Genomic DNA, 19,788 nt, shown 5'->3' on the forward strand with positions numbered 1-19,788 from the left:
CACCCGGCCTGCCTCGGCCGGGCGGTGCGAATGGCGGCCCGGCCGGTCGCAGCGGAGGGCGGCTGGGAGGGCCTTCCGACTGCGGCCGAACTCCCCTGGTCAGTGCGCCTGCGGAAACGGTCGCCCGCTTGCCTCGTCCCCTCCCGGCCTGCTCCCCCGGGCCAGCAACGCCACATGCGGCAGCGCCAACCGGCCGTCTTCCGCCATGAATTCGGTGCACAGCGCGTCGTACTCCCGCTTGGCCGCTGCCACCCCCGCCGGCCCCCGACTGTTGACCAGCTGCCCGATCGCGGCCACGCCGGCGGCCGGCCCGGCCCACCAGTCCTCCGCCCCGACGCGGTGGTCCCAGGCCAGCGCCTCACTCCGTACGCCGTCGAGGCCGGCCGCCTCCAGCAGCGCGCCCAGCCCTTCCAGGGTGCGCGGAAAGTTGTGCTCGGGGTCGACGCTGGCCAGCCACTGCGGCCGGGTCAGCCCTGCCGCCTCGGCAGCCCGCCCGATCAGCGCCTGACCTGGGCCGCCCGGCGCCTGCCAGATGGTGACGGCGACGCGGCCGCCGGGACGGGTGATCCGGCACAGCTCGGCCAGGGAGTCCAGTGGACGGCCGACATGATTGAGCACGAAGTTCGCCACGACGGCATCGAACTCGCCTTTTTCGTAAGAAAGTTGTGGAAGCGACCCGCACCGGACATCGACCCCGGGTGCGGCACGCCGGGTCATCTCCACCATTCCGGGTTCGGCGTCCACGGCTCGTACGACCGCACCGCGCCCGACGGCCGCCACCGTCACGCTGCCGCTGCCGCACCCCACATCGAGCACCCGCGTTCCGGGCCCGACCCCGGCAGCATCCAGCAGCGCGGGCACCGCATGGGCGCACAGCCGCGCGAAGGTCCGGGCGTAGCTCTCGGCCCGCCCGTCCCAGATCCGCCGCTCGCTCACGTCGAACGCGGTCATCGCACGCCTCCCGCGGGCCCCTGCGGCTCGACCTCGTCCAGGTCCTCGTACAGCGCGTCCAGAATCCGTCCCGTGGGCTCGCCCTGCGGTGTCAGCTCGGCCAGGCACCAGCCGGGCAGCTTCTGTTCGACCTCGGGCGGAAGGTCGCCGTCGGCCGGGTCGGCCAGTCCATGGAGAAGGCCGAACGCGGTCTCCTTCGCCACCTCGCGGGCTATCTCCCCCAGGTCGTCGGGGGTCAGACCGAGGGCCAACGCCCGCTCGACGGCGCCGCCGGCGAGCCCGTCCTTCCGGTAGGCCTCGACCCAGTCGGGGGCCGCCGTACTCCACCCGTCGATGTCCTGCCAGACCATGCGCAGGAACCGGTAGCGGGCGAGCTGCGGAATGTTCTCCTCGGCCTCGGAGTCGGCCCAGCCCTCGGCGTCGTCGGCGCCGAGGGCGGTGAACAGGCCGGTGAGTGCGGCGATGTCGGTCATGGAGGGAAAGGTACGCGGTGGCGCCGCATCACAGTGGCGCGCGTCCGAGTGGGCGACGCGGAATCCGGACGTACTTCATGCAGCATGGGATCTGGGACGACTGGTGGCAACGGTGCCGCCTGCCTCATGGAAGCGAGTGCCCCCACCGAGGCAAGTACGGCTACGCGGCGAGCGGGCACGGCGTCTTGAAACAGCGCCGCCTGGTCTACGTTGTGTCCGGCGGATCATGTGACAGCAACGCGCGCTCGCGTCGCTGATTCCGGTCTTGCACGAAACGGAGAAGTTCTGCGTGTTTGTGGTGAGGACGTCCGGCCGAAGCGCGGCAGTCGACGACGACCGCCGTGAGTTCAGCCTTCTGGGCAAGCGCCAGCTCAGCGGGCTGGCCCTCGCACGCCCGGTCACCACGGGCGTCCGGTCCCGCGCGGTCCTGGAACTGCAGCAGAACCAGGGCCGTGCGCGGTTCAGGGCTCTGGTGGGTGGCGAGTTCGTGCCGGGAGAAGGGGACCGGCTGTCCTGGCGGGTCAGGCACTGGGAGACGGTCCGGCCTACGCCACAGCAGGGGCTGCTGCGCGGTGCGCTGCTGCCGGGACTGCCCGAAGGGCTGGATCATGCTGCGGAGGCCGGCCTGCATGCGGACCTCAGCAGTGGGGCGCTGCCGGCCGGACGGCTGGTGATCGACCGAGCGGGCTACGACCAGGAGTCCTCCCCGGTGCTGTTCGCGACGGCCGCCGAGCTCCTGCTGCACATCCTGCTGGCGGGCGCCTTCGGATCGCCCGCGGAGCCGGTCATCAGGTCCTGGGTGGCCGCCGGCCGAATTCCGGTGGCGCTGACCAGAGTTGATATCGAGGCGTAGGCATGGTCCATCCAGTGCCGCAGATCCCGGTTCAGAGCCCAGTGTCAGCCCAGGACTTCCCCAGCATGAAGCCCGTGATCAATCCGAAGCGAACCCGAAGCGATCACGGTCCGCGAGCCATGAAACATGCCCGCTGCCCTGCGAAACCCTGCTACGGCAGGTTCCGCGCCATCACGATCCGCTAGACCTGATTCGTGCCCTCGTAAATCTGCGTGCTTTACAGCATGTATCGCTCTGACCTGCACGGAAACCCCCTTCACGGGGTGCCTCCCCAGCATTTCCCCATGATCAGCCGTACGCGAGGTGTCGCCGTCGCTGGTCAGCTCAGGGATGCCACCGCGTCCGCGATGAGGGAGCGGGCCGCTGCTCCCCGTGCAGTCTGCTGCGAGAGGCGTTCAAAGGCCCGGGTGTACAGCTCAACCTGGCTGGGCTGTGTGAGCGTGGAGGCGGCATCAAGGGTGTCGGCGTGAACCCTCTTGTCGTCGAAAATCGTGAAGGTCGGCATGGGCCACACAGCCCGTTGCCCGGAGAACGGGACGATGCCCACGGCGACGTTCTGAAGGTCCATGACCCCGAGCAGGTGACCAAGCTGCGCCGCCATGGTTTCAGCGCTGCACAGCCGGTATCGCAACACCGACTCCTCCAGCACGAAGGAGAACCGGCGCCCACCCTTGCTCAGCACCTCGTTACGCCGTATCCGGGCTGCAACGGCCTCGCTCACGTCGTCCGGTGTCCCTCGGAAATCCGCGATGGAGGACAGCAGCGCGGACGCGTACCCCGGGGTCTGAAGGAAGCCAGGGATCACGTCGGATACGTAGACGCGGAAGGTCTTAGTTTGTTGGTACAGGTCGCCGGTGCTCTCTTGCAGGCGCCGAAGGCCGGTCCGCTGAAGCCGCTTCCACTCCACATGCGCTTCAGTGGACTGCCTGTTGGCCGCGATCAGATCGGGGGCCTGGTCCTCAGCGGCGCAGGCCCTGCACCACGCTCGAATATCGGCATCGGAGGGAGGCGTCTTGGCATTCTCGATCCGGGACGACTTCGACTCGGACCAACCGCACCTGACGGCCAGCTCCCGCCCGCTGATCCCTGCGTCTCTCCGTGTCTCGCGCAGACGGCTGGCCAGGACTTCGCGGGCCTTCTGAACGCGTGAAGAGGGGTGCGGGGGCATGGAGCTGGCTTTCGTCAGATCTTGTACTGGTGGTGCGGGATCGCTCGCTCCCAGACCGCTTCAAACGCAGCGGAGCACAGCTTCACTGCCTCCGGATCGGCCGTGATCTCGTCTTCCACCACCGCGCCTTCGCCGGAGAAGTGATGCACCCGGAGTAGTACGTCATCGAACAGCCAGAAGTCGTTTCCCGGCAGGGGGATGGTCGTGGCTCGTCGCCGGGGCAGCCAGCGGACTCGCTCCCCTGCCGCGACGTTGGCATGAGTGACGTAGTGCTCCCAGCGGATGTAATCCGAGACCGGCTCAGAGACTACCCGTGCCCTTCGGATCGCCACGCCCCTGGCCACGGTGTCCGCGATCAACTGGTCATAGGGATGCCACCAGGACTCACGGTCCTCCCAACTGATCCGCTCCCCACGCTTCCACGCCTCGAACCGATCCGTGGAGGCGTATGAGTCGCGCAACTCCAGATGCAGGGCGGATCGCTTGCACTGGCCAAGCAGCTCAGCGAAGCTGGGCACGCTCGACGGCATCACACGCCTCCCTGATCATCGGAATCATCCGGGCCGGAATCCTGACGATGGCTTCGCTGTCGGGTACCGAGCCGTTCGCGGGGCTGCTCGCCTCGCACTCCACCTGAGTCTCGGGGCTCGGCTTCCACCCCTGCAACAAGACCTCCTGAGCTTCTGCGTCCGCCCACACGGCGGGGCAGTGATCCCGGTCCGTTTTTGGGTCGATTCCAATGAACTCTACGGCCATGGCTGGCTCCCTGGTCCAGGCGCTTGCTCGGGCTTGCATCAGCTTCGTTGAACTGCGGAGACAACGTCAATAGCACTACTGGCCAACCCAATTGCTGTGCAAGCTCATGCAAGTTTGTGGAGCCCGGCACTCGTCCCTTCCTACCGTCGGCACATCGACGCGGAACCGATCGAGAGGGTGCGGCGTGATGGGCGAGGGCAGGGCGCAGGAAACCGGATCGACTGATCGTCTGGGCAGCAGTGAGACCCGATGGTTCCTCTCCCGCCTCTCCGGAGCAATCAGCGCAGACGGAGTGCTCATGGTGCAGAAGAGCAATCCTGGCCCCGAAGGGGCGGACCTGGCCCCCGGTTCGGCGTTGCGCTGGCCCCGGTGCGAGTGCGGAAGCCCGAAGTGCCCGGACTACCAAGCCCGCACACAAGCAGCGCGAGAGGAACTGAGCGCCAGGGTCGCCGAAGCCAACGAGCGGAGCCGCAGGGGCGGACTGTGAGCGTCCAGGCAGCAACGCGTCCGCCCCAGAAGCGTGAACGCAAGGCTCCACCGAGTCCCACGGTCGAGGCCCCGACGCCCCCTCAGACCTACTGCGGAGTCTGCATCGGTCACCGCTCGATCTGGTGCCCTGACTGCTGCGGGTTCGCTGGCTGCCTCACCTGCCATCACACGTTCAAGGTCCCTTGCCCGGCTTGCGCCGGCGGGGAGCTGGAGCCGATCAGGTGGTGACCTGACCCCCATTCTCCGTCCCTGCCGGATGTAGCCGAACTGGGCTCCCCCGTACCCAATCGGAATCCCGGCAGGGGCGGCGTAAGCCCCGCCCCGGTGGTAAAAACCCTGGACAGGTCGAGCGACCGGGGCGGGTCGCAAGTGCAGTGCATTACTCCCAGAGAGAGGTACCGCGCATGACCGCAGTCCCCGAGTTCGAGTTCCGCACGTCCAGTGCGTGCCAGTACAACAACAACGACCCTCGCTGTGTCGAGGTTGCCACCAACGTCCCCGGCAAGGTGGCGATCCGTAGCACCGTGTCCGGCCAGACGGTCGAGTTCACAGCCGTGGAATGGACCGACTTCCTGAACGGTGCGAAGCTGGGTGAGTTCGACGTAGCCGCATAGGGGAGCCACCATGCAGCAGTGTCCACAGTGCGGCGGTAGTGCGGAGTCTGACCCGGAGCACTCCGGGGTGATGCGCTGTTTGGCCTGCTGGGGAGTGTGGATGCTGCCAACGGAGCGGCACTGTCCCGGTTTCCGGCCGAAGTTCATGTCTGCACTGCGCGTGCTGGACTCATACCGGGAACTGCGACGCTGACCAACAAACGAACGCCCCTGCCGTTCTTGGCAGGGGCGTTCTTTGTTTTGTTCGAGCGATTCAGAGCAATGCGACAGCTTCTGACCTGCAAAAACCCTGCTAGGGAAGGTTCCTGGCCATCACGATCCGCTGGACCTGATTCGTGCCCTCGTAGATCTGCGTGATCTTCGCGTCGCGCATCATCCGCTCCACCGGGTAGTCCCGCGTGTAGCCGTAGCCGCCGAGCAGCTGGACCGCGTCCGTGGTGATCTCCATCGCGACGTCGGAGGCGAAGCACTTGGCCGCGGCGCCGAAGAAGGTGAGGTCGCCGTCGAGGCGCTCGGACTTGGCGGCGGCCGAGTAGGTGAGCTGGCGGGCCGCCTCCAGCTTCATGGCCATGTCGGCGAGCATGAACTGGACGCCCTGGAAGTCGCCGATCGGCTTGCCGAACTGCTTGCGCTCCTGGACGTAGCCCTTGGCGTAGTCGAGGGCGCCCTGCGCGATGCCGAGGGCCTGGGCCGCGATCGTGATACGGGTGTGGTCCAGGGTCTTCATCGCGGTGGCAAAGCCGGTGCCCTCCTCGCCGATGATGCGGTCGGCGGGGATACGGACGTTGTCGAAGTAGACCTCGCGGGTCGGGGAGCCCTTGATGCCGAGCTTCTTCTCCGGGGCGCCGAAGGAGACACCCTCGTCCGACTTCTCGACGACGAAGGCGGAGATGCCCTTGGAGCGCTTGGTCGGGTCGGTGACGGCCATGACCGTGTAGTACTCGGAGACGCCCGCGTTGGTGATCCAGCGCTTCACGCCGTTGAGCACCCAGAAGTCGCCGTCGCGCACGGCCCTGGTCTTCATGCCGGCCGCGTCGGAACCCGCGTCGGGCTCGGAGAGGCAGTACGAGAACATGCCGTCGCCCTTGGCGAGCGGGCCCAGGTACTTCTTCTTCAGGTCCTCGGAACCGGAGAGGACCACGGGGAGCGAGCCGAGCTTGTTCACGGCCGGGATGAGGGAGGAGGAGGCGCAGACACGGGCCACCTCCTCGATCACGATGACCGTGGCGAGGGCGTCTGCGCCGGCGCCGCCGTACTCCTCGGGTACGTGCACCGCGTGCAGGTCCGCGGCGGTCAGGGCGTCCAGCGCCTCCTGCGGGAAGCGCGCCTCCTCGTCGACGGCCGCCGCGTGCGGGGCGATCTTCGCCTCGGCGAGCGCACGCACCGTCTCGCGGAGCATCTCGTGCTCCTCGGCCGGACGGTACAGGTCGAAATCGGTCGAACCCGCCAAGACGCTCACTCCCCAAAGAAGCTAACTACCGTTAAGTAACCCAATTTTAGGGCGCACCTCCCGCCGCGGCCTATGCGAAGCGTGCGTGAGCTTCGCGACAGGGGTGGTAGAAGCTGCGCAGGCGGTCGGAAACCGGGCCTTCGGGGGCACGACTATGCTCGTTCACCGCACGTCTGTCCGCATCTTCCAGGAGCACTGCATGGCCCTCAGGATCACTGTGATCGGCACCGGCTACCTCGGCGCCACCCACGCCGCGGCCATGGCGGAACTGGGCTTCGAAGTGCTCGGCCTCGATGTCGTGCCCGAGAAGATCGAGATGCTGAGCACCGGCAAGGTCCCGATGTACGAGCCGGGCCTGGAGGAACTGCTCCGCAAGCATGTGGAGGGCATCGAGGGAGCCACCGGGCGGCTGCGGTTCACCACTTCATGGGAAGAGGTGGCGGCCTTCGGCGATGTGCACTTCGTCTGCGTGAACACTCCGCAGAAGCACGGCGAGTACGCCTGCGACATGAGCTTCGTCGACAGCGCCTTCGAGTCGCTGGCACCGCATCTGACCCGGCCCGCCCTGGTCGTCGGGAAGTCGACCGTGCCGGTGGGTTCGGCGGCCCGGCTCGCGGCGCGGCTGGCGGAGCTGGCGCCGGTGGGTGCGGAAGCGGAGCTGGCCTGGAACCCGGAGTTCCTGCGCGAGGGCTTCGCCGTGAAGGACACCCTGCACCCGGACCGGATCGTCGTCGGCGTGGCGAGCGAGCGGGCCGAGAAGCTGCTGCGCGAGGTGTACGCGGTGCCGGTCGCCGAGGGTTCGCCGTTCGTGGTGACGGACTTCCCGACCGCCGAGCTGGTGAAGACCGCGGCCAACTCCTTCCTGGCCACGAAGATCTCGTTCATCAACGCCATGGCGGAGGTCTGCGAGGCCGCCGACGGCGATGTGAAGAAGCTGGCCGAGGCGATCGGGTACGACGAGCGGATCGGGTCCAAGTTCCTGCGGGCCGGGATCGGTTTCGGTGGCGGCTGCCTGCCCAAGGACATCCGGGCCTTCATGGCGCGCGCCGGTGAGCTGGGCGCGGACCAGGCGCTGACCTTCCTCCGCGAGGTCGACTCCGTCAATATGCGGCGCCGCGGTCACATGGTGGAGCTGGCCCGGGAGGCCGTGGGCGGCGATTCGTTCCTCGGCAAGCGGGTCGCGGTGCTGGGCGCGACGTTCAAGCCGGACTCGGACGACGTACGGGACTCACCGGCACTCAACGTGGCCGGGCAGATCCATCTGCAGGGCGGTCAGGTCACGGTCTTCGACCCCAAGGGCATGGACAACGCCCGGCGGCTCTTCCCGACCCTCGGTTACGCGGACTCGGCGCTGGAGGCGGTGCGCGGCGCGGATGTGGTGCTGCATCTGACGGAGTGGCGCGAGTTCCGCGAGCTGGACCCGGCGGCGCTCGGCGAGGTCGCGTCCTGCCGGATAATCCTGGACGGCCGCAACGCGCTCGACAGCGAGCTGTGGCGCGAGGCCGGCTGGACGTACCGGGCGATGGGGCGCCCGAAGGCCTGACGCATCCGGTCTCCGGACCGGTCTCAGCCGCGCTTCGCGCGGTGGGTGTGCGTCTTGGCGCGGGCAGAAACGCGGGCAGAAGAACGTGCGGGGCGCCCTGGGGCGCCCCGCACTCAGGGACTCCGGCTCAGCCTGCCGGGGTGTCCAGCTGCTCGATCGTGGCGTGGGACGGGGCCCGGCGCGTGCTCAGCTCGCGTGCGACGTCCTCGGCGTCGCGCAGCACCCGTACCGCGTTCTGCCAGGTGAGCTTGGCAAGATCGGCGGTGGACCAGCCCCGGCCGAGCAGCTCCGCGATCAGATTCGGGTAGCCCGCGACGTCCTGTAGGCCCTCCGGGAGGAAGGCGGTGCCGTCGTAGTCGCCGCCGATGCCGATGTGGTCGATCCCTGCGACCTCGCGCATGTGGTCGAGGTGGTCGGCGATCGTCGCCACGGTGGCCATCGGGCGCGGGTTGGCCGCTTCGAAGGCGGCGTGGATCTTCATGGCCTGCGCGGTGGTGTCGAGGTGGTGCAGGCCGTGAGCGCGCATGTTCTCGTCCGCGGCATGGGTCCAGGCGACGGCCGCCGGGAGGACGAACTTCGGTACGAAGGTCGCCATGGCGATGCCGCCGTTGGCCGGGAGCCGGCCGAGGACGTCGTCGGGGATGTTGCGCGGGTGGTCGCAGATCGCGCGCGACGAGGAGTGCGAGAAGATCACCGGCGCGGTGGAGGTGTCGAGCGCGTCGCGCATCGTGGTGGCCGCCACATGGGAGAGGTCGACCAGCATGCCGGTGCGGTTCATCTCCCGTACGACCTCGTGGCCGAAGGGCGAGAGACCGCCGACGCCCGGCTCGTCGGTCGCCGAGTCCGCCCACGCGATGTTGTCGTTGTGGGTGAGCGTCATGTAGCGGACGCCCAGGGTGTGCAGGGCGCGCAGGGTGCCCAGCGAGTTGTTGATGGAGTGGCCGCCCTCGGCGCCCATCAGGGAGGCGATACGGCCCTCGGCGCGGGCCGCCTCCATGTCGTCGGCGGTCAGGGCGCGCCGCAGGTCGGCGGGGTGGCGCCCGATCAGCTCGGCGACCACGTCGATCTGTTCGAGGGTGGCGCTGACGGCCTCGTCGCCCGCCATGTCGGACCGCACGTAGACGGACCAGAACTGGGCGCCGACGCCGCCCGCGCGCAGCCGTGGGATGTCGGTGTGCAGATGGGCGGACTGGTCGGTGGCGATGTCACGGGCGTCCAGGTCGTAGCCGACCTGTTCGCGCAGCGCCCACGGCAGATCGTTGTGGCCGTCGACGACGGGGTATTCGACGAGGAACTCCGTGGCCCGCTTCAGCTGGTCCATCGGGGGCCTACTTCCCGAAGCCGAAGGAGTCGGCGCCCGTGACCTTGCTGCGCAGCCGCTTGCCCTTCTCCGTCGCCTGGTCGTTCAGCTCCTGCTGGAACTCGGCCATGCGGGCCCGCAGCTCGCTGTCGTGGGCGGCGAGGATGCGTGCGGCGAGCAGGCCCGCGTTGCGTGCGCCGCCGACCGAGACGGTCGCGACGGGGACACCGGCGGGCATCTGCACGATGGAGAGCAGGCTGTCCATACCGTCCAGGTACTTCAGCGGGACCGGGACGCCGATGACGGGCAGCGGGGTGACGGAGGCGAGCATGCCGGGCAGGTGGGCGGCGCCGCCCGCGCCCGCGATGATCGCCTTGAGGCCGCGGTCCGCCGCGTGCTCGCCGTACGCGATCATTTCGCGCGGCATGCGGTGGGCGGAGACGACGTCGACCTCGTAGGGGATCTCGAACTCGTCGAGGGCCTTGGCCGCTGCTTCCATGACGGGCCAGTCGGAGTCCGAGCCCATGACGATGCCGACGACCGGCGCGGCGGTGGCGGGGGAAGTCATTCGGTGATCGTTCCTCGCAGGTAGTCGGCCGCGTGCCGGGCGCGCTCGCGCACGTCCGCCAGGTCGTCGCCGTAGGTGTTGACGTGTCCGACCTTGCGCCCGGGCTTCACGTCCTTGCCGTACATGTGGATCTTGAGCTGTGGGTCGCGGGCCATGCAGTGCAGATACGCCTGGTACATGTCCGGGTAGTCGCCGCCGAGCACATTGGACATGACCGTCCAGGGGGCGCGCGGGCGCGGGTCGCCGAGCGGCAGGTCGAGGACGGCCCGGACGTGGTTGGCGAACTGCGAGGTGACCGCGCCGTCCTGGGTCCAGTGCCCGGAGTTGTGCGGGCGCATCGCGAGCTCATTGACCAGGATGCCGGGCTCCCCGTCGGGTCCACGGGTCTCGAAGAGTTCGACGGCGAGGTGGCCGACGACGCCGAGCTCGGAGGCGATACGGAGAGCGAGCTGCTGGGCCTCGCCCGCGAGCCGCTCGTCCAGCTCCGGGGCCGGGGCGATGACCGTGTCGCAGACCCCGTCGACCTGGATCGACTCGACGACCGGGTACGCGACGGCCTGGCCGTGCGGCGAGCGGACGATATTGGCCGCCAGCTCCCGTACGAAGTCGACCTTCTCCTCGGCGAGGACCGCGACACCGGCACGGAAGGGGTCGGCCGCGTCCGCCTCGGAGCGGACCACCCAGACGCCCTTGCCGTCGTAGCCGCCGCGGACCGTCTTGAGGACGACGGGGAAGCCCCCGACCTCTTCCGCGAAGGCCGCGACATCGGCCGGGTCCTTCACGATGCGGTGGCGGGGGCAGGGCGCGCCGACCTCGGCGAGTTTCGCGCGCATCACCCCCTTGTCCTGGGCGTGCACCAGCGCATCGGGTCCCGGGCGTACGGGAATGCCGTCCGCCTCCAGGGCCCGCATGTGCTCGGTCGGTACGTGCTCGTGATCGAAGGTGATCACGTCACAGCCGCGCGCGAAGGCACGCAGCGTGTCCAGGTCGCGATAGTCGCCGACGACGACTTCGTTCACCACCTGGGCCGCCGAGTCCTGGGGGGTGTCACTGAGGAGCTTGAACTTGATGCCGAGGGGGATGCCCGCCTCGTGGGTCATACGGGCGAGCTGACCGCCGCCGACCATGCCGACTACCGGGAACGTCACTCATCCAGGGTATCTGCCGCCCCGGGGGTCGCCCGACGATGCCCTCCGCCTGCCCCGGCGGGCGGGCACGTCACAGCATCGCCACACCTGACTGGTCATCCACAGGAAACCGACGGGCGAGGTCGTTAGCATGACTGGATTGACGTAACCGACGGACGGGCTGAGCGATCACCATGAGCGAACGGGGCGCACTGCGGGCCCGGCTGGATCTGCTGGCCCGGGAAGTCGCCAAGTTCGGCGCGGTCGGCGGACTCGGCCTGGTGGTCAATATGACCGTGTCCAACCTGCTCTGGCGCACCACGGACATCCCGGTGGTGCGAGCAGGTCTGCTGGCGACGGTCGTCGCCATCCTCTTCAATTACGTCGGCTTCCGATACTGGACGTACCGGGACCGCGACAAGAGCGGGCGGACCCGGGAGCTGACGCTGTTCCTGCTGTTCAGCGGGGTGGGGGCGGTCATCGAGACCGGTGTGCTGTACACGGCGACGTACGGGTTCGGGTGGGACAGCCCGGCCCAGAGCAATGTCTTCAAGATCCTCGGGATCGGCATCGCGACACTGTTCCGCTTCTGGTCCTACCGGACCTGGGTGTTCAGGGCGCTGCCCGCGAAGGAGGCCGTGCTGAGCGCGGAGGGGTTCCTGAAGCAGGGGCGTGCGGAGCAGGCGTCGGGGGTCGCGTCGCGCCCGGTGCGTCGCTGACGACCTGGGGGCCGTAACGACCTGGGGGCCGTCCCGTAATCCCTCACCGCACAGGGCGTTCCGGTTCCTTTCTCTTCAGGGCCACCCGGCTGAGGAACAGGGCGAAGACCGCCGGCTGCTGCTGGAGCAGTTCGAGGCGGCCGCCGTCCGCCTCCGCGAGGTCCCTGGCCACCGCGAGGCCGATACCGGTGGAGTTGCGGCCGCTGATCGTCCGCTCGAAGATCCTGGCGCCGAGCTCCGAAGGCACGCCCGGGCCCTCGTCCGTGACCTCGATCACTGCCTGGTTGCCGGTGACCCGGGTGCGCAGCGCGACCGTACCGCGGCCGTGCATCAGTGAGTTCTCGATCAGTGCGGCCAGCACCTGAGCGACCGCGCCCGGCGTGCCGACGGCCCGCAGCCCCTGCTTACCGGAGCGGACGATGGCGCGGCCCTCGCCCCGGTAGGCCGGGCGCCACTCCTCGATCTGCTGCTTGACGACCTCGTCGAGGTCGAAGACGACGGCGGAGCCGGTACGCGGATCGCGGGCGTTGGTCAGCAGCCGCTCCACCACATCGGTGAGCCGCTCGACCTGGGTGAGGGCGATGTTCGCCTCCTCCTTCACCGTCTCCGGGTCGTCGGTGGCCGAGATCTCCTCGATCCGCATGGAGAGCGCGGTCAGCGGCGTACGGAGCTGGTGCGAGGCGTCGGCGGCCAGCCGGCGTTCCGCGGTCAGCATCCGGGCGATCCGTTCGGCGGAGGCGTCCAGGACGTCGGCGACCCGGTCCAGCTCCGGTACTCCGTACCGCTTGTGGCGCGGGCGCGGATCACCGGAGCCCAGGCGTTCGGCGGTCTCGGCGAGGTCCGTCAGCGGCGAGGCCAGTCTGTTGGCCTGGCGTACGGCGAGAAGCACGGCCGAGATGATGGCCAGCAGCGCCACCGCGCCAATGATCACCAGGGTCCGGCCGATCTCACGGGTGACGGCGGATCTGGACTCCTCGACGGTGACGCGCTCGCCCTGCTCCCCCTCGGCCGTGCTGCTGATCACCTGGCCGGTGGGACGCGTACCGACTTCGAGGGGGGCACGTCCGGGGATCTCGACCAGTGCGTAGCGCTTGCCGGAGAGCTGCTGGGCCAGCAGTGCGGGGTTGATTCGCTCCGCAGCCAGGAGCCGGCTCTCGACGACGTTGATCAGCCGCAGCGCCTCGGAGTCGACGCTCTCCTGGGCGCTGTTGCTGATGGTGCGGCTCTCGACGATGACGAGGGAGACGCCGAAGACGGCGATCACCACGAGCACCACGGCGAGCGTGGAGTTGATCAGTCGGCGGCGCATGAGTGCTTCCGTACGTCAGCTCTTCTCGAAGCGGAAGCCGACGCCCCGTACGGTCGCGATGTAGCGGGGGTTGGCCGCGTCGTCGCCGAGCTTCTTGCGAAGCCAGGAGATGTGCATGTCGAGGGTCTTGGTCGACGACCACCAGGTGGTGTCCCAGACCTCGCGCATCAGCTGGTCACGGGTGACGACCCGGCCGGCGTCCCGGACCAGGACCCGCAGCAGGTCGAACTCCTTGGCGGTGAGCTGAAGTTCCTCCTCGCCCATCCAGGCCCGGTGCGACTCGACATCGATCCTGACACCGTGGGTGGCGGGCTGCGGAGCGGGCTCGGTGGCGCCGCGGCGCAGCAGCGCCCGGACGCGGGCGAGCAGTTCGGCCAGACGGAAGGGCTTGGTGACGTAGTCGTCGGCGCCCGCGTCCAGGCCGACGACGGTGTCCACCTCGTCGGCGCGGGCGGTCAGCACCAGGATCGGCGTGGTGTGACCTTCGGCACGGAGCCTGCGGGCAACTTCGAGGCCGTCCACCCCGGGCAGGCCCAGGTCGAGTACGACCAGGTCGATTCCGCCCTGGAGGCCGGCGTCGAGAGCGGTCGGACCGTCTTCGCGGACCTCGACCTCGTAACCCTCCCGACGCAGGGCGCGGGCCAGTGGCTCCGAGATGGATGCGTCGTCCTCGGCGAGCAGTACACGGGTCATGGAGTGATGGTAGTCCGCGCAGGGCGGGTGCCGTGAGGCAATCGAAAGGGCCTGCGGATCCGCAAGGAAAGGAGAGAAGGACCTTCGAATATGGGAGTGCGGTTTCACCATGACCTGTGATCCATCTCTCAACTCCTTTCATATCGGGCGCTGTCGTGTCGTATGGTTGCTCGACGCCTGTTGCACCACTCAAGGACCCTTGGGCAGCTTTTAGCGCCAAGGGTTCTTTTTGTTCTGTCGGCTGGTACCCGCCAGTCGTGAATCAAGTGAATGACCTGTGGCCGGGCCCGGAGCGTGAGGATGCGCACCGGGCGTGGATCCCGATGCAGTCGGCCCCCGTCTCCTTCAGTCGGCTCCTCGGCGAGTCCGGCAGTCGGGACGAATCCCCTGTCAGGCGTGGGGATGGGGTGCGGCTGTGCCGGTGCCGGCCTCCCCCCACCGGGCGCGTAACGCTCAAGGCGTCGCGTCCCGAGCGAGCAAGGATCGACCATGGCGTCCAGCCTGACGAAGGACTCGGCCAGTACTTCTGGATCCGAGAAGTCCTTCTTCGGCCACCCCCGCGGCCTGGCCACTCTCTTCATGACGGAGATGTGGGAGCGTTTCAGCTATTACGGCATGAGGGCCCTGCTCCCCCTCTACTTGATCGCCCCCGACGGGCTTCACATGAACCCGGCCACGGCCACGGCGATCTACTCGGTCTACGTATCGCTGGTCTACCTGCTCGCCATGCCCGGCGGCTGGTTCGGCGACCGTGTCTGGGGTCCCCGCAAGACCGTCGCCGTCGCCGGTACCGTCGTCGTGATCGGCCACCTGACGCTGGCGCTGCCCTCGCAGGGCACCTTCTTCGCCGGTCTCGGACTGGTCGCCATCGGCTCCGGTCTGCTGAAGTCCAATATCTCGACGATGGTCGGCCACCTCTACGACGGCCCGGACGACCCGCGCCGTGACGGTGGCTTCACGATCTTCTACATGGGCATCAACGTGGGTGCCTTCGCGGCGCCGCTGATCATCGGCACTGTCGGGGAGAGCGTCGGCTGGCACCTGGGCTTCGCGCTCGCCGCGCTCGGCATGGGGCTGGGCGTCGTCCAGTTCCTGATGGGCACCCGCCATCTGAACGAGCGCAGCCTCGTCGTCCCGAAGCCGCTGTCCGCCGCCGAGCGGGCGAGCACGCTGCGCAAGAGCATGATCTGGCTGGCCGTCGCGGCCGTCTTCTACATCGTCACGGTCGTCACCGGCGTCTACACGCTCAACTGGCTCCTGGTCCCCATCACCATCGCGGGCCTGGTCATTCCGATCGTCGTCCTGGTGCGCATCAAGCGCGACAAGGAACTCAGCGCCGCCGAGCAGTCGAAGATGTCCGGCTACCTCTGGTTCTTCGCCGCCGCCGCCGTCTTCTGGATGATCTTCGACCAGGGCGGTTCGACGGTCGCGATCTTCGCCAAGTCCTCGGCCGACAACAGCATCCTCGGCTGGGAATTCCCGGTCTCCTGGTACCAGTCGGTCAACCCGGTCCTGATCATGGCGCTGGCCCCGGTCTTCGCCGCCTTCTGGCTGTCGCTGAACCGCCGCGGCAAGGAGCCCAGCACCATCGTGAAGTTCAGCTCCGGCCTGGTGCTGGCCGGTGCGTCGTTCTTCCTCTTCCTGATGCCGCTGACGATCGCGAGCGACGGCCACAAGGCCGCCGCGATGTGGCTGGTCGCGATCTACTTCGTCCAGACGGTCGCCGAGCTGACGCTGTCCCCGGTGGGTCTCTCCGTCACCACGAAGATGGCTCCGGCCAAGTACGCCAGCCAGATGATGGGTGTCTGGTTCCTGGCCGTCACTGCCGGTGACTGCACCACGGGTCTGCTCTCCCTCGCGGGTGTGGAACTCAACGGCACCGGCGTGGTCGCGCTGGAGGCCTTCCTCGCCGTTGCCGCGGGTGTCGCGGTCTTCATGTACCGCGGCAGGGTCAAGCAGCTCATGGGCGACGTGCGCTGACGCGCCGCACCCGGCTGTACGAGGGGCCGCCGCACCGACGCTTCGGTGCGGCGGCCCCTCGCGTGTGTCCGCAGGGAGCTCAGCTCACCGGGTGCCGCGCAGCCTGCGCCACGGGGTGAAGGCGAACACGGCGCCGCCCAGCAGGATCACCGTCCCCGCGACCAGGCCGAGTGCGCGCAGGGTGCCGTTGTCCTCGGCCCCGGTGGCGGCCAGTCCGCCGCCGGAGTCCGTGCCGCCTGCCGTGGAGCCGGTGGAGCCGGTGGAGCCGGTGGAGCCGGTGGAGCCGGTGGAGCCGGTGGAGCCGGTGGAGCCGGTGGAGCCGGTGGTGGTGCCGCCGGAGGCTCCGCCCGGCTGGGCCGCGGTGTCGAGTTCCAGCGACGGGGTCACCGAGCCCTTGACCTTGCAGGGGATGCTGATCTTCGAGGAGCCGAGGGTGACATCGATCGTCAGGGCGCCGGGGCTGAGCGTGGACTTCCCGGAGGCGCCCGGCTTGTAGGTGCCGGTCATGTCGGACAGATCGACCGGCTTGCCCTGCTCCAGCGGCTCGGCGTTGGCGGGTCCGGTGACCTTCACCGAGCCCTTGTCGGCGCCGCCGATGACGATGTCCATCGACGGCTTGAGCGCACCGGCGGGCAGTGCGGCCGGGCTGTCCATCACGCCCTTGGCCGTCTTGACCGTGAGCGCGTAGCTTCCTCCGCTCTTCTTGGCGTTGATCGTCACCTTGGAGGCGATGCCGGCCGGTCCCGGGGACGTACAGGCGAAGTTGACCGGGACCTCCTTGCCGGGGAAGTCGGTCTGGCCGGTGCCGCCGCCGGAGCCCGAGGTGGTACCGCCCGCAGTGGTGCCGCCGGCGGACGTGCCCGCAGTGGTGCCGCCGGCGGACGTGCCCGCGGTGGTGCCGCCCGCGGCCGTCGTACCGCCCGCGGTGGTGGAGCCGGTGGTGGAGCCGGTCGTGGAGCCGGTGGTGGAGCCGGCGGTCGTACCGCCCGCCGTCGTGGCTCCGCCGCCGTCCGTGACCTTGATGGTCGCGCCCGGCTGCACCGTCTCCTTCGGGCTGCACTTGGTGTCCGTGGAGATCGGCTTGGAGACGTTGATGCTGTACGCGTCCGGTGTCAGCGTGATCTCACCGGCCTTCTCCAGCTTCAGCGTGCCCTTCATCTCGGCCAGCACCATGGCGCCCTTCTTGGGGATCGGCGGGTTCTGCCGCGGCCCTTCCATCTGCAGGGTGCCCGTGGCCGCGCCGCCCACCTTGATGGTGCCGGTCGGTTTGACCGTGTCCTTGTCCAGGTCGAGGATGTCGGGGTTGTTGGAAGCGGCCTGGACCGTCTTCCACACCACCTCGACGGTGTCCCCGGCCTTTGCCTCGGCCGGCGCGGTCAGCTGCACCTTGGTGGTGCCCTGCACGGGCGGCAGTCCGGAGATGGACGGGGGAATGCACTCCGTCTTGTACGAGATGTCGGCGGCCTGGGCCGGGCTCGCGGCCAGCAGCATGCCCGCGCCGCCGAGCATCATCGCGACTCCCGCCGCGACCGTCCTGCGTTGCGTACTCACGAATGTCCCTTCGTCGTCGGTCTGTTCTCTGACGGTGCGGAATCCGGTGTGAACCACGGCAGCGCGGCCGTGGTGGTGGGCGCGGCCGCGGGACTCTCAGTGGGCCCCGGTGCGCGGCGCAGCTTCGGGAGCCTGGCGGTCGTATCGGCCAGTTGCGGGTGGCGGCGGCGCCCGGCGCGGACCGGGGTGCGTGAGGTGCGGGGACGTACCTTGTCGACGACCGCCATGCCGATCCGGAACACGGCGGCCGGTACGACGACGCACAGCAGGATCCAGAAGAGGGTGACACCCCAGGGCCGGCCGACCCCCCACGGCTGCTCGGCCAGCACCTTGCCGCCGTACTTCAGCGAGACCTGGTAGTCGCCGTGGGCGCCCGCCGCCAGTTCGACCGGCAGCTTGATCTGCGCCTTGCGGCCGGACTCGATGGTGCCGCGCCACTGCCGCTCCTCCCACTGCGGGGCGAGGACGCCGTGCGCGGTGCCGATCAGGAAGACCGGGTCCTTGACGGGAGCGGAGCCGAGGTTGCCCACGGTGAAGACGAGCTGCCGGGAGGGCGGGGCGCCGAACCAGGTGAGGATCCCGCTGTCGCCCTCCAGCCGGGTGGTGGCCAGCACCGCGAGTCTGCCGCCCTCGCTCTCCTTCGGCAGCGCGGCGACCGGGTGGCCGGCGACGACGAACACGGCGTCGGCGGCGGCCTGTTCCCCGGTGACGGTGGCGACATGCACCACGCAGGGGCAGGGTACGGGCGGCTCGGCGACCGGCATTTTCTTGCGGAAATCGCCCTCGGTGCCGGTGGTGACGGCACGGCCCTCGGCGTTGGCACAGGAGTTGGTGCCGCCGATCACGCCGCGGTCCGACGTGGACTGTCCGCAGATCAGCATCATCAGCAGCGTGTTCGGCCGCCAGCCGCTGCCCTTGACGGTGATGTCACCGCCCTTGCCCGCCTGTTGTTTGGAGAGGGTGACCACGGGCTTCGCGTCCGCGGCCCTCGTACCCGCCGCGTCGGCGCCGGTCGCGAAGAGCAGCAGCAGGGTGGGCAGCAGCGCGCCGAGAAGCGCGGCCGCCCACCGGTGGCTCCCGCTCCAGAGAGATGCCGGTCCGGCCTGTCCAGTCACGATTCCGCTCCCGCCTTCACCACGTGTCTTCTCTCAAGGTGCCGTTGATCCCCCGAGGCCTGTCCGGGCCCGTCATCCTCCGGCGGCCGTCCGCTCGAGCGCCGGAGCCGGTACGCGTACGCGCCCGCGGCGACGGCGGCCAGGAGCAGCAGCGCGCCCCCGGCCACCGGCACCCACGGGACGAAGACCGCACGGGCCGTCGCCTCGCTGTGCGCGCCGCCCGCCGCCGTGACGCGCAGCCGTACGGTCACCGAGTCGAGGGCCGGGGCGCCCGGCCACGCTTCGCCGAGCCTGACGCGCTGTCCGGGCAGCAGTTCCACCGGCAGCGTGCGCGCCTCGCGCCGCAGCAGCGTCCCGAACACTCCGTCGGCGTCGGCGGCGATCCGCGGGGCCAGCGCCGTGTTGCCGCGGTTGACCAGCGTGTAGTGGATGGTCCGCCCGGACACGGTGACGTCCTCGACGGTGAGTGCCGCCAGCGCCGGCCCGCCGACCCGCAGTTGGACCCGTACGCCCACCGAGCGGCCCCCGCTCTCCACGACGATCGCCCCGGGGTGGTCGCCGGGCGTCGCGCCAGCCGGCACCGTGACGGAGAACGGCACATCGGCGCGGGTGCGGGCCGGCACGGTCACCTTGGTGGCGGCGGTCCGCAGCCAGGCGCCGGTCCCGGTGGAGCCCACGGTGCCGCGTGCCGTGAAGCCGCCGTCCGCGGCGTTGTGCGCGTCGGCGCCGCGCAGCCGCACGGTGACCGGGGACGTACCGGAGTTGGTGACGGAGAGCCGGTCCTGGAGAACGGTGCCGGGCGGGCCCTCCAGGTAGAAGTACGGTCTGCCGCCGTGCGTGCCGATACCGCCCACCGCGGGCCGCACCGTCCACGACGCGGGGCTCGCGGGCGTCGGCGTCCGGGCCGCGGCCCCGCCCACCGGGGTCATGGCGAGGGTGAACAGCAGTACGGCTAGGGCATGTTTCGAAAGCAGCGTCGTCCGCCCCCGGCCAGACGGGACTTTCGAAACACGCCCCAGGGCGGGACGACCGGTCGGCGACGGCATGGGCGGCTCCCTGGTGCGTGACGGCGGCGGCAGGATCGGGGGCCGGGGCCTTTCTTCCGGATCGGGCCCGGCCCGGAGGAAAC

Annotated in this window: 19 protein-coding genes; 5 read left to right on the forward strand and 14 right to left on the reverse strand. The window is 69.4% G+C overall.

Annotated features, from left to right (window positions below):
• Positions 1-99: 99 nt before the first annotated feature.
• Positions 100-951, reverse strand: coding sequence for a class I SAM-dependent methyltransferase (locus ACH4EW_RS27330; protein WP_398261303.1), 852 nt, complete (start codon positions 949-951; stop codon positions 100-102).
• Positions 948-1,424 (reverse strand): hypothetical protein, encoded by a 477-nt coding sequence (locus ACH4EW_RS27335; RefSeq protein ID WP_398261305.1) that lies wholly within the window; start codon positions 1,422-1,424, stop codon positions 948-950. The genes ACH4EW_RS27330 and ACH4EW_RS27335 overlap by 4 nt, the downstream gene beginning before the upstream one ends.
• 289 nt (positions 1,425-1,713) lie before the next feature.
• On the opposite strand from ACH4EW_RS27335, the gene ACH4EW_RS27340 reads away from it, so the two are divergent.
• Positions 1,714-2,277, forward strand: coding sequence for a hypothetical protein (locus ACH4EW_RS27340; RefSeq protein ID WP_398261307.1), 564 nt, complete (start codon positions 1,714-1,716; stop codon positions 2,275-2,277).
• A 319-nt stretch (positions 2,278-2,596) separates the two neighbouring features.
• On the opposite strand, the gene ACH4EW_RS27345 is transcribed toward ACH4EW_RS27340, so the two are convergent.
• Genes ACH4EW_RS27345 through ACH4EW_RS27355 form a run of 3 tightly spaced genes read right to left on the reverse strand, consistent with a single transcriptional unit; the run spans position 2,597 to position 4,201 of the window.
• On the reverse strand, positions 2,597-3,445 hold the full coding sequence (locus ACH4EW_RS27345; protein WP_398261309.1) for a helix-turn-helix domain-containing protein: 849 nt from the start codon (positions 3,443-3,445) through the stop codon (positions 2,597-2,599).
• Between the two features lie 14 nt (positions 3,446-3,459).
• Positions 3,460-3,975: a DUF6879 family protein gene (locus ACH4EW_RS27350; RefSeq protein ID WP_398261311.1), complete on the reverse strand. Its 516-nt coding sequence runs from the start codon at positions 3,973-3,975 to the stop codon at positions 3,460-3,462.
• Positions 3,947-4,201 (reverse strand): hypothetical protein, encoded by a 255-nt coding sequence (locus ACH4EW_RS27355; RefSeq protein ID WP_398261313.1) that lies wholly within the window; start codon positions 4,199-4,201, stop codon positions 3,947-3,949. The genes ACH4EW_RS27350 and ACH4EW_RS27355 overlap by 29 nt, the downstream gene beginning before the upstream one ends.
• Before the next feature lie 893 nt (positions 4,202-5,094).
• On the opposite strand from ACH4EW_RS27355, the gene ACH4EW_RS27360 reads away from it, so the two are divergent.
• A complete protein-coding gene (locus ACH4EW_RS27360; RefSeq protein ID WP_398261315.1) occupies positions 5,095-5,304 on the forward strand; it encodes a DUF397 domain-containing protein in 210 nt (69 codons plus the stop codon).
• Positions 5,305-5,596: 292 nt separating this feature from the next.
• Here ACH4EW_RS27360 and ACH4EW_RS27365 read toward each other — a convergent pair whose 3' ends face one another.
• The gene (locus tag ACH4EW_RS27365) at positions 5,597-6,754 is read right to left on the reverse strand and encodes an acyl-CoA dehydrogenase (protein ID WP_398261317.1); all 1,158 of its coding nucleotides are present in this window, start codon (positions 6,752-6,754) and stop codon (positions 5,597-5,599) included.
• Between the two features lie 199 nt (positions 6,755-6,953).
• Between ACH4EW_RS27365 and ACH4EW_RS27370 the strand changes: the two genes are divergently transcribed.
• A complete protein-coding gene (locus tag ACH4EW_RS27370; protein WP_398261319.1) occupies positions 6,954-8,297 on the forward strand; it encodes a UDP-glucose dehydrogenase family protein in 1,344 nt (447 codons plus the stop codon).
• Between the two features lie 127 nt (positions 8,298-8,424).
• Here ACH4EW_RS27370 and ACH4EW_RS27375 read toward each other — a convergent pair whose 3' ends face one another.
• From ACH4EW_RS27375 to ACH4EW_RS27385, 3 genes are read right to left on the reverse strand one after another with little or no spacing between them, the layout of a single operon-like run.
• Complete coding sequence (locus tag ACH4EW_RS27375) at positions 8,425-9,618, reverse strand: dipeptidase (protein ID WP_398261321.1); 1,194 nt, start codon at positions 9,616-9,618, stop codon at positions 8,425-8,427.
• A 7-nt stretch (positions 9,619-9,625) separates the two neighbouring features.
• A complete protein-coding gene (gene purE / locus ACH4EW_RS27380) occupies positions 9,626-10,165 on the reverse strand; it encodes a 5-(carboxyamino)imidazole ribonucleotide mutase (protein ID WP_398261323.1) in 540 nt (179 codons plus the stop codon).
• Positions 10,162-11,313, reverse strand: a complete 1,152-nt coding sequence (locus ACH4EW_RS27385; protein ID WP_398261325.1) for a 5-(carboxyamino)imidazole ribonucleotide synthase — start codon at positions 11,311-11,313, stop codon at positions 10,162-10,164. The genes purE and ACH4EW_RS27385 overlap by 4 nt, the downstream gene beginning before the upstream one ends.
• A gap of 173 nt (positions 11,314-11,486) precedes the next feature.
• Between ACH4EW_RS27385 and ACH4EW_RS27390 the strand changes: the two genes are divergently transcribed.
• Entirely contained in the window at positions 11,487-12,011 is a 525-nt protein-coding gene (locus tag ACH4EW_RS27390; protein WP_398261327.1) for a GtrA family protein, read from the forward strand.
• Positions 12,012-12,054: 43 nt separating this feature from the next.
• On the opposite strand, the gene ACH4EW_RS27395 is transcribed toward ACH4EW_RS27390, so the two are convergent.
• The gene (locus ACH4EW_RS27395; protein WP_398261329.1) at positions 12,055-13,320 is read right to left on the reverse strand and encodes an ATP-binding protein; all 1,266 of its coding nucleotides are present in this window, start codon (positions 13,318-13,320) and stop codon (positions 12,055-12,057) included.
• A 15-nt stretch (positions 13,321-13,335) separates the two neighbouring features.
• Complete coding sequence (locus ACH4EW_RS27400) at positions 13,336-14,013, reverse strand: response regulator transcription factor (protein ID WP_398261331.1); 678 nt, start codon at positions 14,011-14,013, stop codon at positions 13,336-13,338.
• 489 nt (positions 14,014-14,502) lie between these two features.
• Here ACH4EW_RS27400 and ACH4EW_RS27405 point away from each other — a divergent pair, with 489 nt between their 5' ends.
• A complete protein-coding gene (locus ACH4EW_RS27405; RefSeq protein WP_398261333.1) occupies positions 14,503-15,993 on the forward strand; it encodes an oligopeptide:H+ symporter in 1,491 nt (496 codons plus the stop codon).
• An 84-nt stretch (positions 15,994-16,077) separates the two neighbouring features.
• On the opposite strand, the gene ACH4EW_RS27410 is transcribed toward ACH4EW_RS27405, so the two are convergent.
• From ACH4EW_RS27410 to ACH4EW_RS27420, 3 genes are read right to left on the reverse strand one after another with little or no spacing between them, the layout of a single operon-like run.
• Entirely contained in the window at positions 16,078-17,505 is a 1,428-nt protein-coding gene (locus ACH4EW_RS27410; RefSeq protein WP_398261396.1) for a hypothetical protein, read from the reverse strand.
• Between the two features lie 35 nt (positions 17,506-17,540).
• Positions 17,541-18,659, reverse strand: a complete 1,119-nt coding sequence (locus ACH4EW_RS27415; RefSeq protein WP_398261335.1) for a hypothetical protein — start codon at positions 18,657-18,659, stop codon at positions 17,541-17,543.
• On the reverse strand, positions 18,656-19,705 hold the full coding sequence (locus ACH4EW_RS27420) for a hypothetical protein (protein ID WP_398261337.1): 1,050 nt from the start codon (positions 19,703-19,705) through the stop codon (positions 18,656-18,658). Before ACH4EW_RS27420 ends, ACH4EW_RS27415 begins: the two co-directional genes overlap by 4 nt.
• Positions 19,706-19,788: the final 83 nt, after the last annotated feature.

Origin of the sequence: Streptomyces sp. NPDC018000, assembly GCF_044328025.1 — a bacterium.
GTDB lineage: Bacteria > Actinomycetota > Actinomycetes > Streptomycetales > Streptomycetaceae > Streptomyces.

Coding starts and splice junctions, on each gene's coding strand:
- ACH4EW_RS27330 (WP_398261303.1), bottom strand. CDS start 951: ATGACCGCGTTCGACGTGAGCGAGCGGCGGATCTGGGACGGGCGGGCC.
- ACH4EW_RS27335 (WP_398261305.1), bottom strand. CDS start 1,424: ATGACCGACATCGCCGCACTCACCGGCCTGTTCACCGCCCTCGGCGCC.
- ACH4EW_RS27345 (WP_398261309.1), bottom strand. CDS start 3,445: ATGCCCCCGCACCCCTCTTCACGCGTTCAGAAGGCCCGCGAAGTCCTG.
- ACH4EW_RS27350 (WP_398261311.1), bottom strand. CDS start 3,975: ATGCCGTCGAGCGTGCCCAGCTTCGCTGAGCTGCTTGGCCAGTGCAAG.
- ACH4EW_RS27355 (WP_398261313.1), bottom strand. CDS start 4,201: ATGGCCGTAGAGTTCATTGGAATCGACCCAAAAACGGACCGGGATCAC.
- ACH4EW_RS27360 (WP_398261315.1), top strand. CDS start 5,095: ATGACCGCAGTCCCCGAGTTCGAGTTCCGCACGTCCAGTGCGTGCCAG.
- ACH4EW_RS27370 (WP_398261319.1), top strand. CDS start 6,954: ATGGCCCTCAGGATCACTGTGATCGGCACCGGCTACCTCGGCGCCACC.
- ACH4EW_RS27375 (WP_398261321.1), bottom strand. CDS start 9,618: ATGGACCAGCTGAAGCGGGCCACGGAGTTCCTCGTCGAATACCCCGTC.
- purE (WP_398261323.1), bottom strand. CDS start 10,165: ATGACTTCCCCCGCCACCGCCGCGCCGGTCGTCGGCATCGTCATGGGC.
- ACH4EW_RS27390 (WP_398261327.1), top strand. CDS start 11,487: ATGAGCGAACGGGGCGCACTGCGGGCCCGGCTGGATCTGCTGGCCCGG.
- ACH4EW_RS27395 (WP_398261329.1), bottom strand. CDS start 13,320: ATGCGCCGCCGACTGATCAACTCCACGCTCGCCGTGGTGCTCGTGGTG.
- ACH4EW_RS27400 (WP_398261331.1), bottom strand. CDS start 14,013: ATGACCCGTGTACTGCTCGCCGAGGACGACGCATCCATCTCGGAGCCA.
- ACH4EW_RS27405 (WP_398261333.1), top strand. CDS start 14,503: ATGGCGTCCAGCCTGACGAAGGACTCGGCCAGTACTTCTGGATCCGAG.
- ACH4EW_RS27410 (WP_398261396.1), bottom strand. CDS start 17,505: ATGATGCTCGGCGGCGCGGGCATGCTGCTGGCCGCGAGCCCGGCCCAG.
- ACH4EW_RS27420 (WP_398261337.1), bottom strand. CDS start 19,705: ATGCCGTCGCCGACCGGTCGTCCCGCCCTGGGGCGTGTTTCGAAAGTC.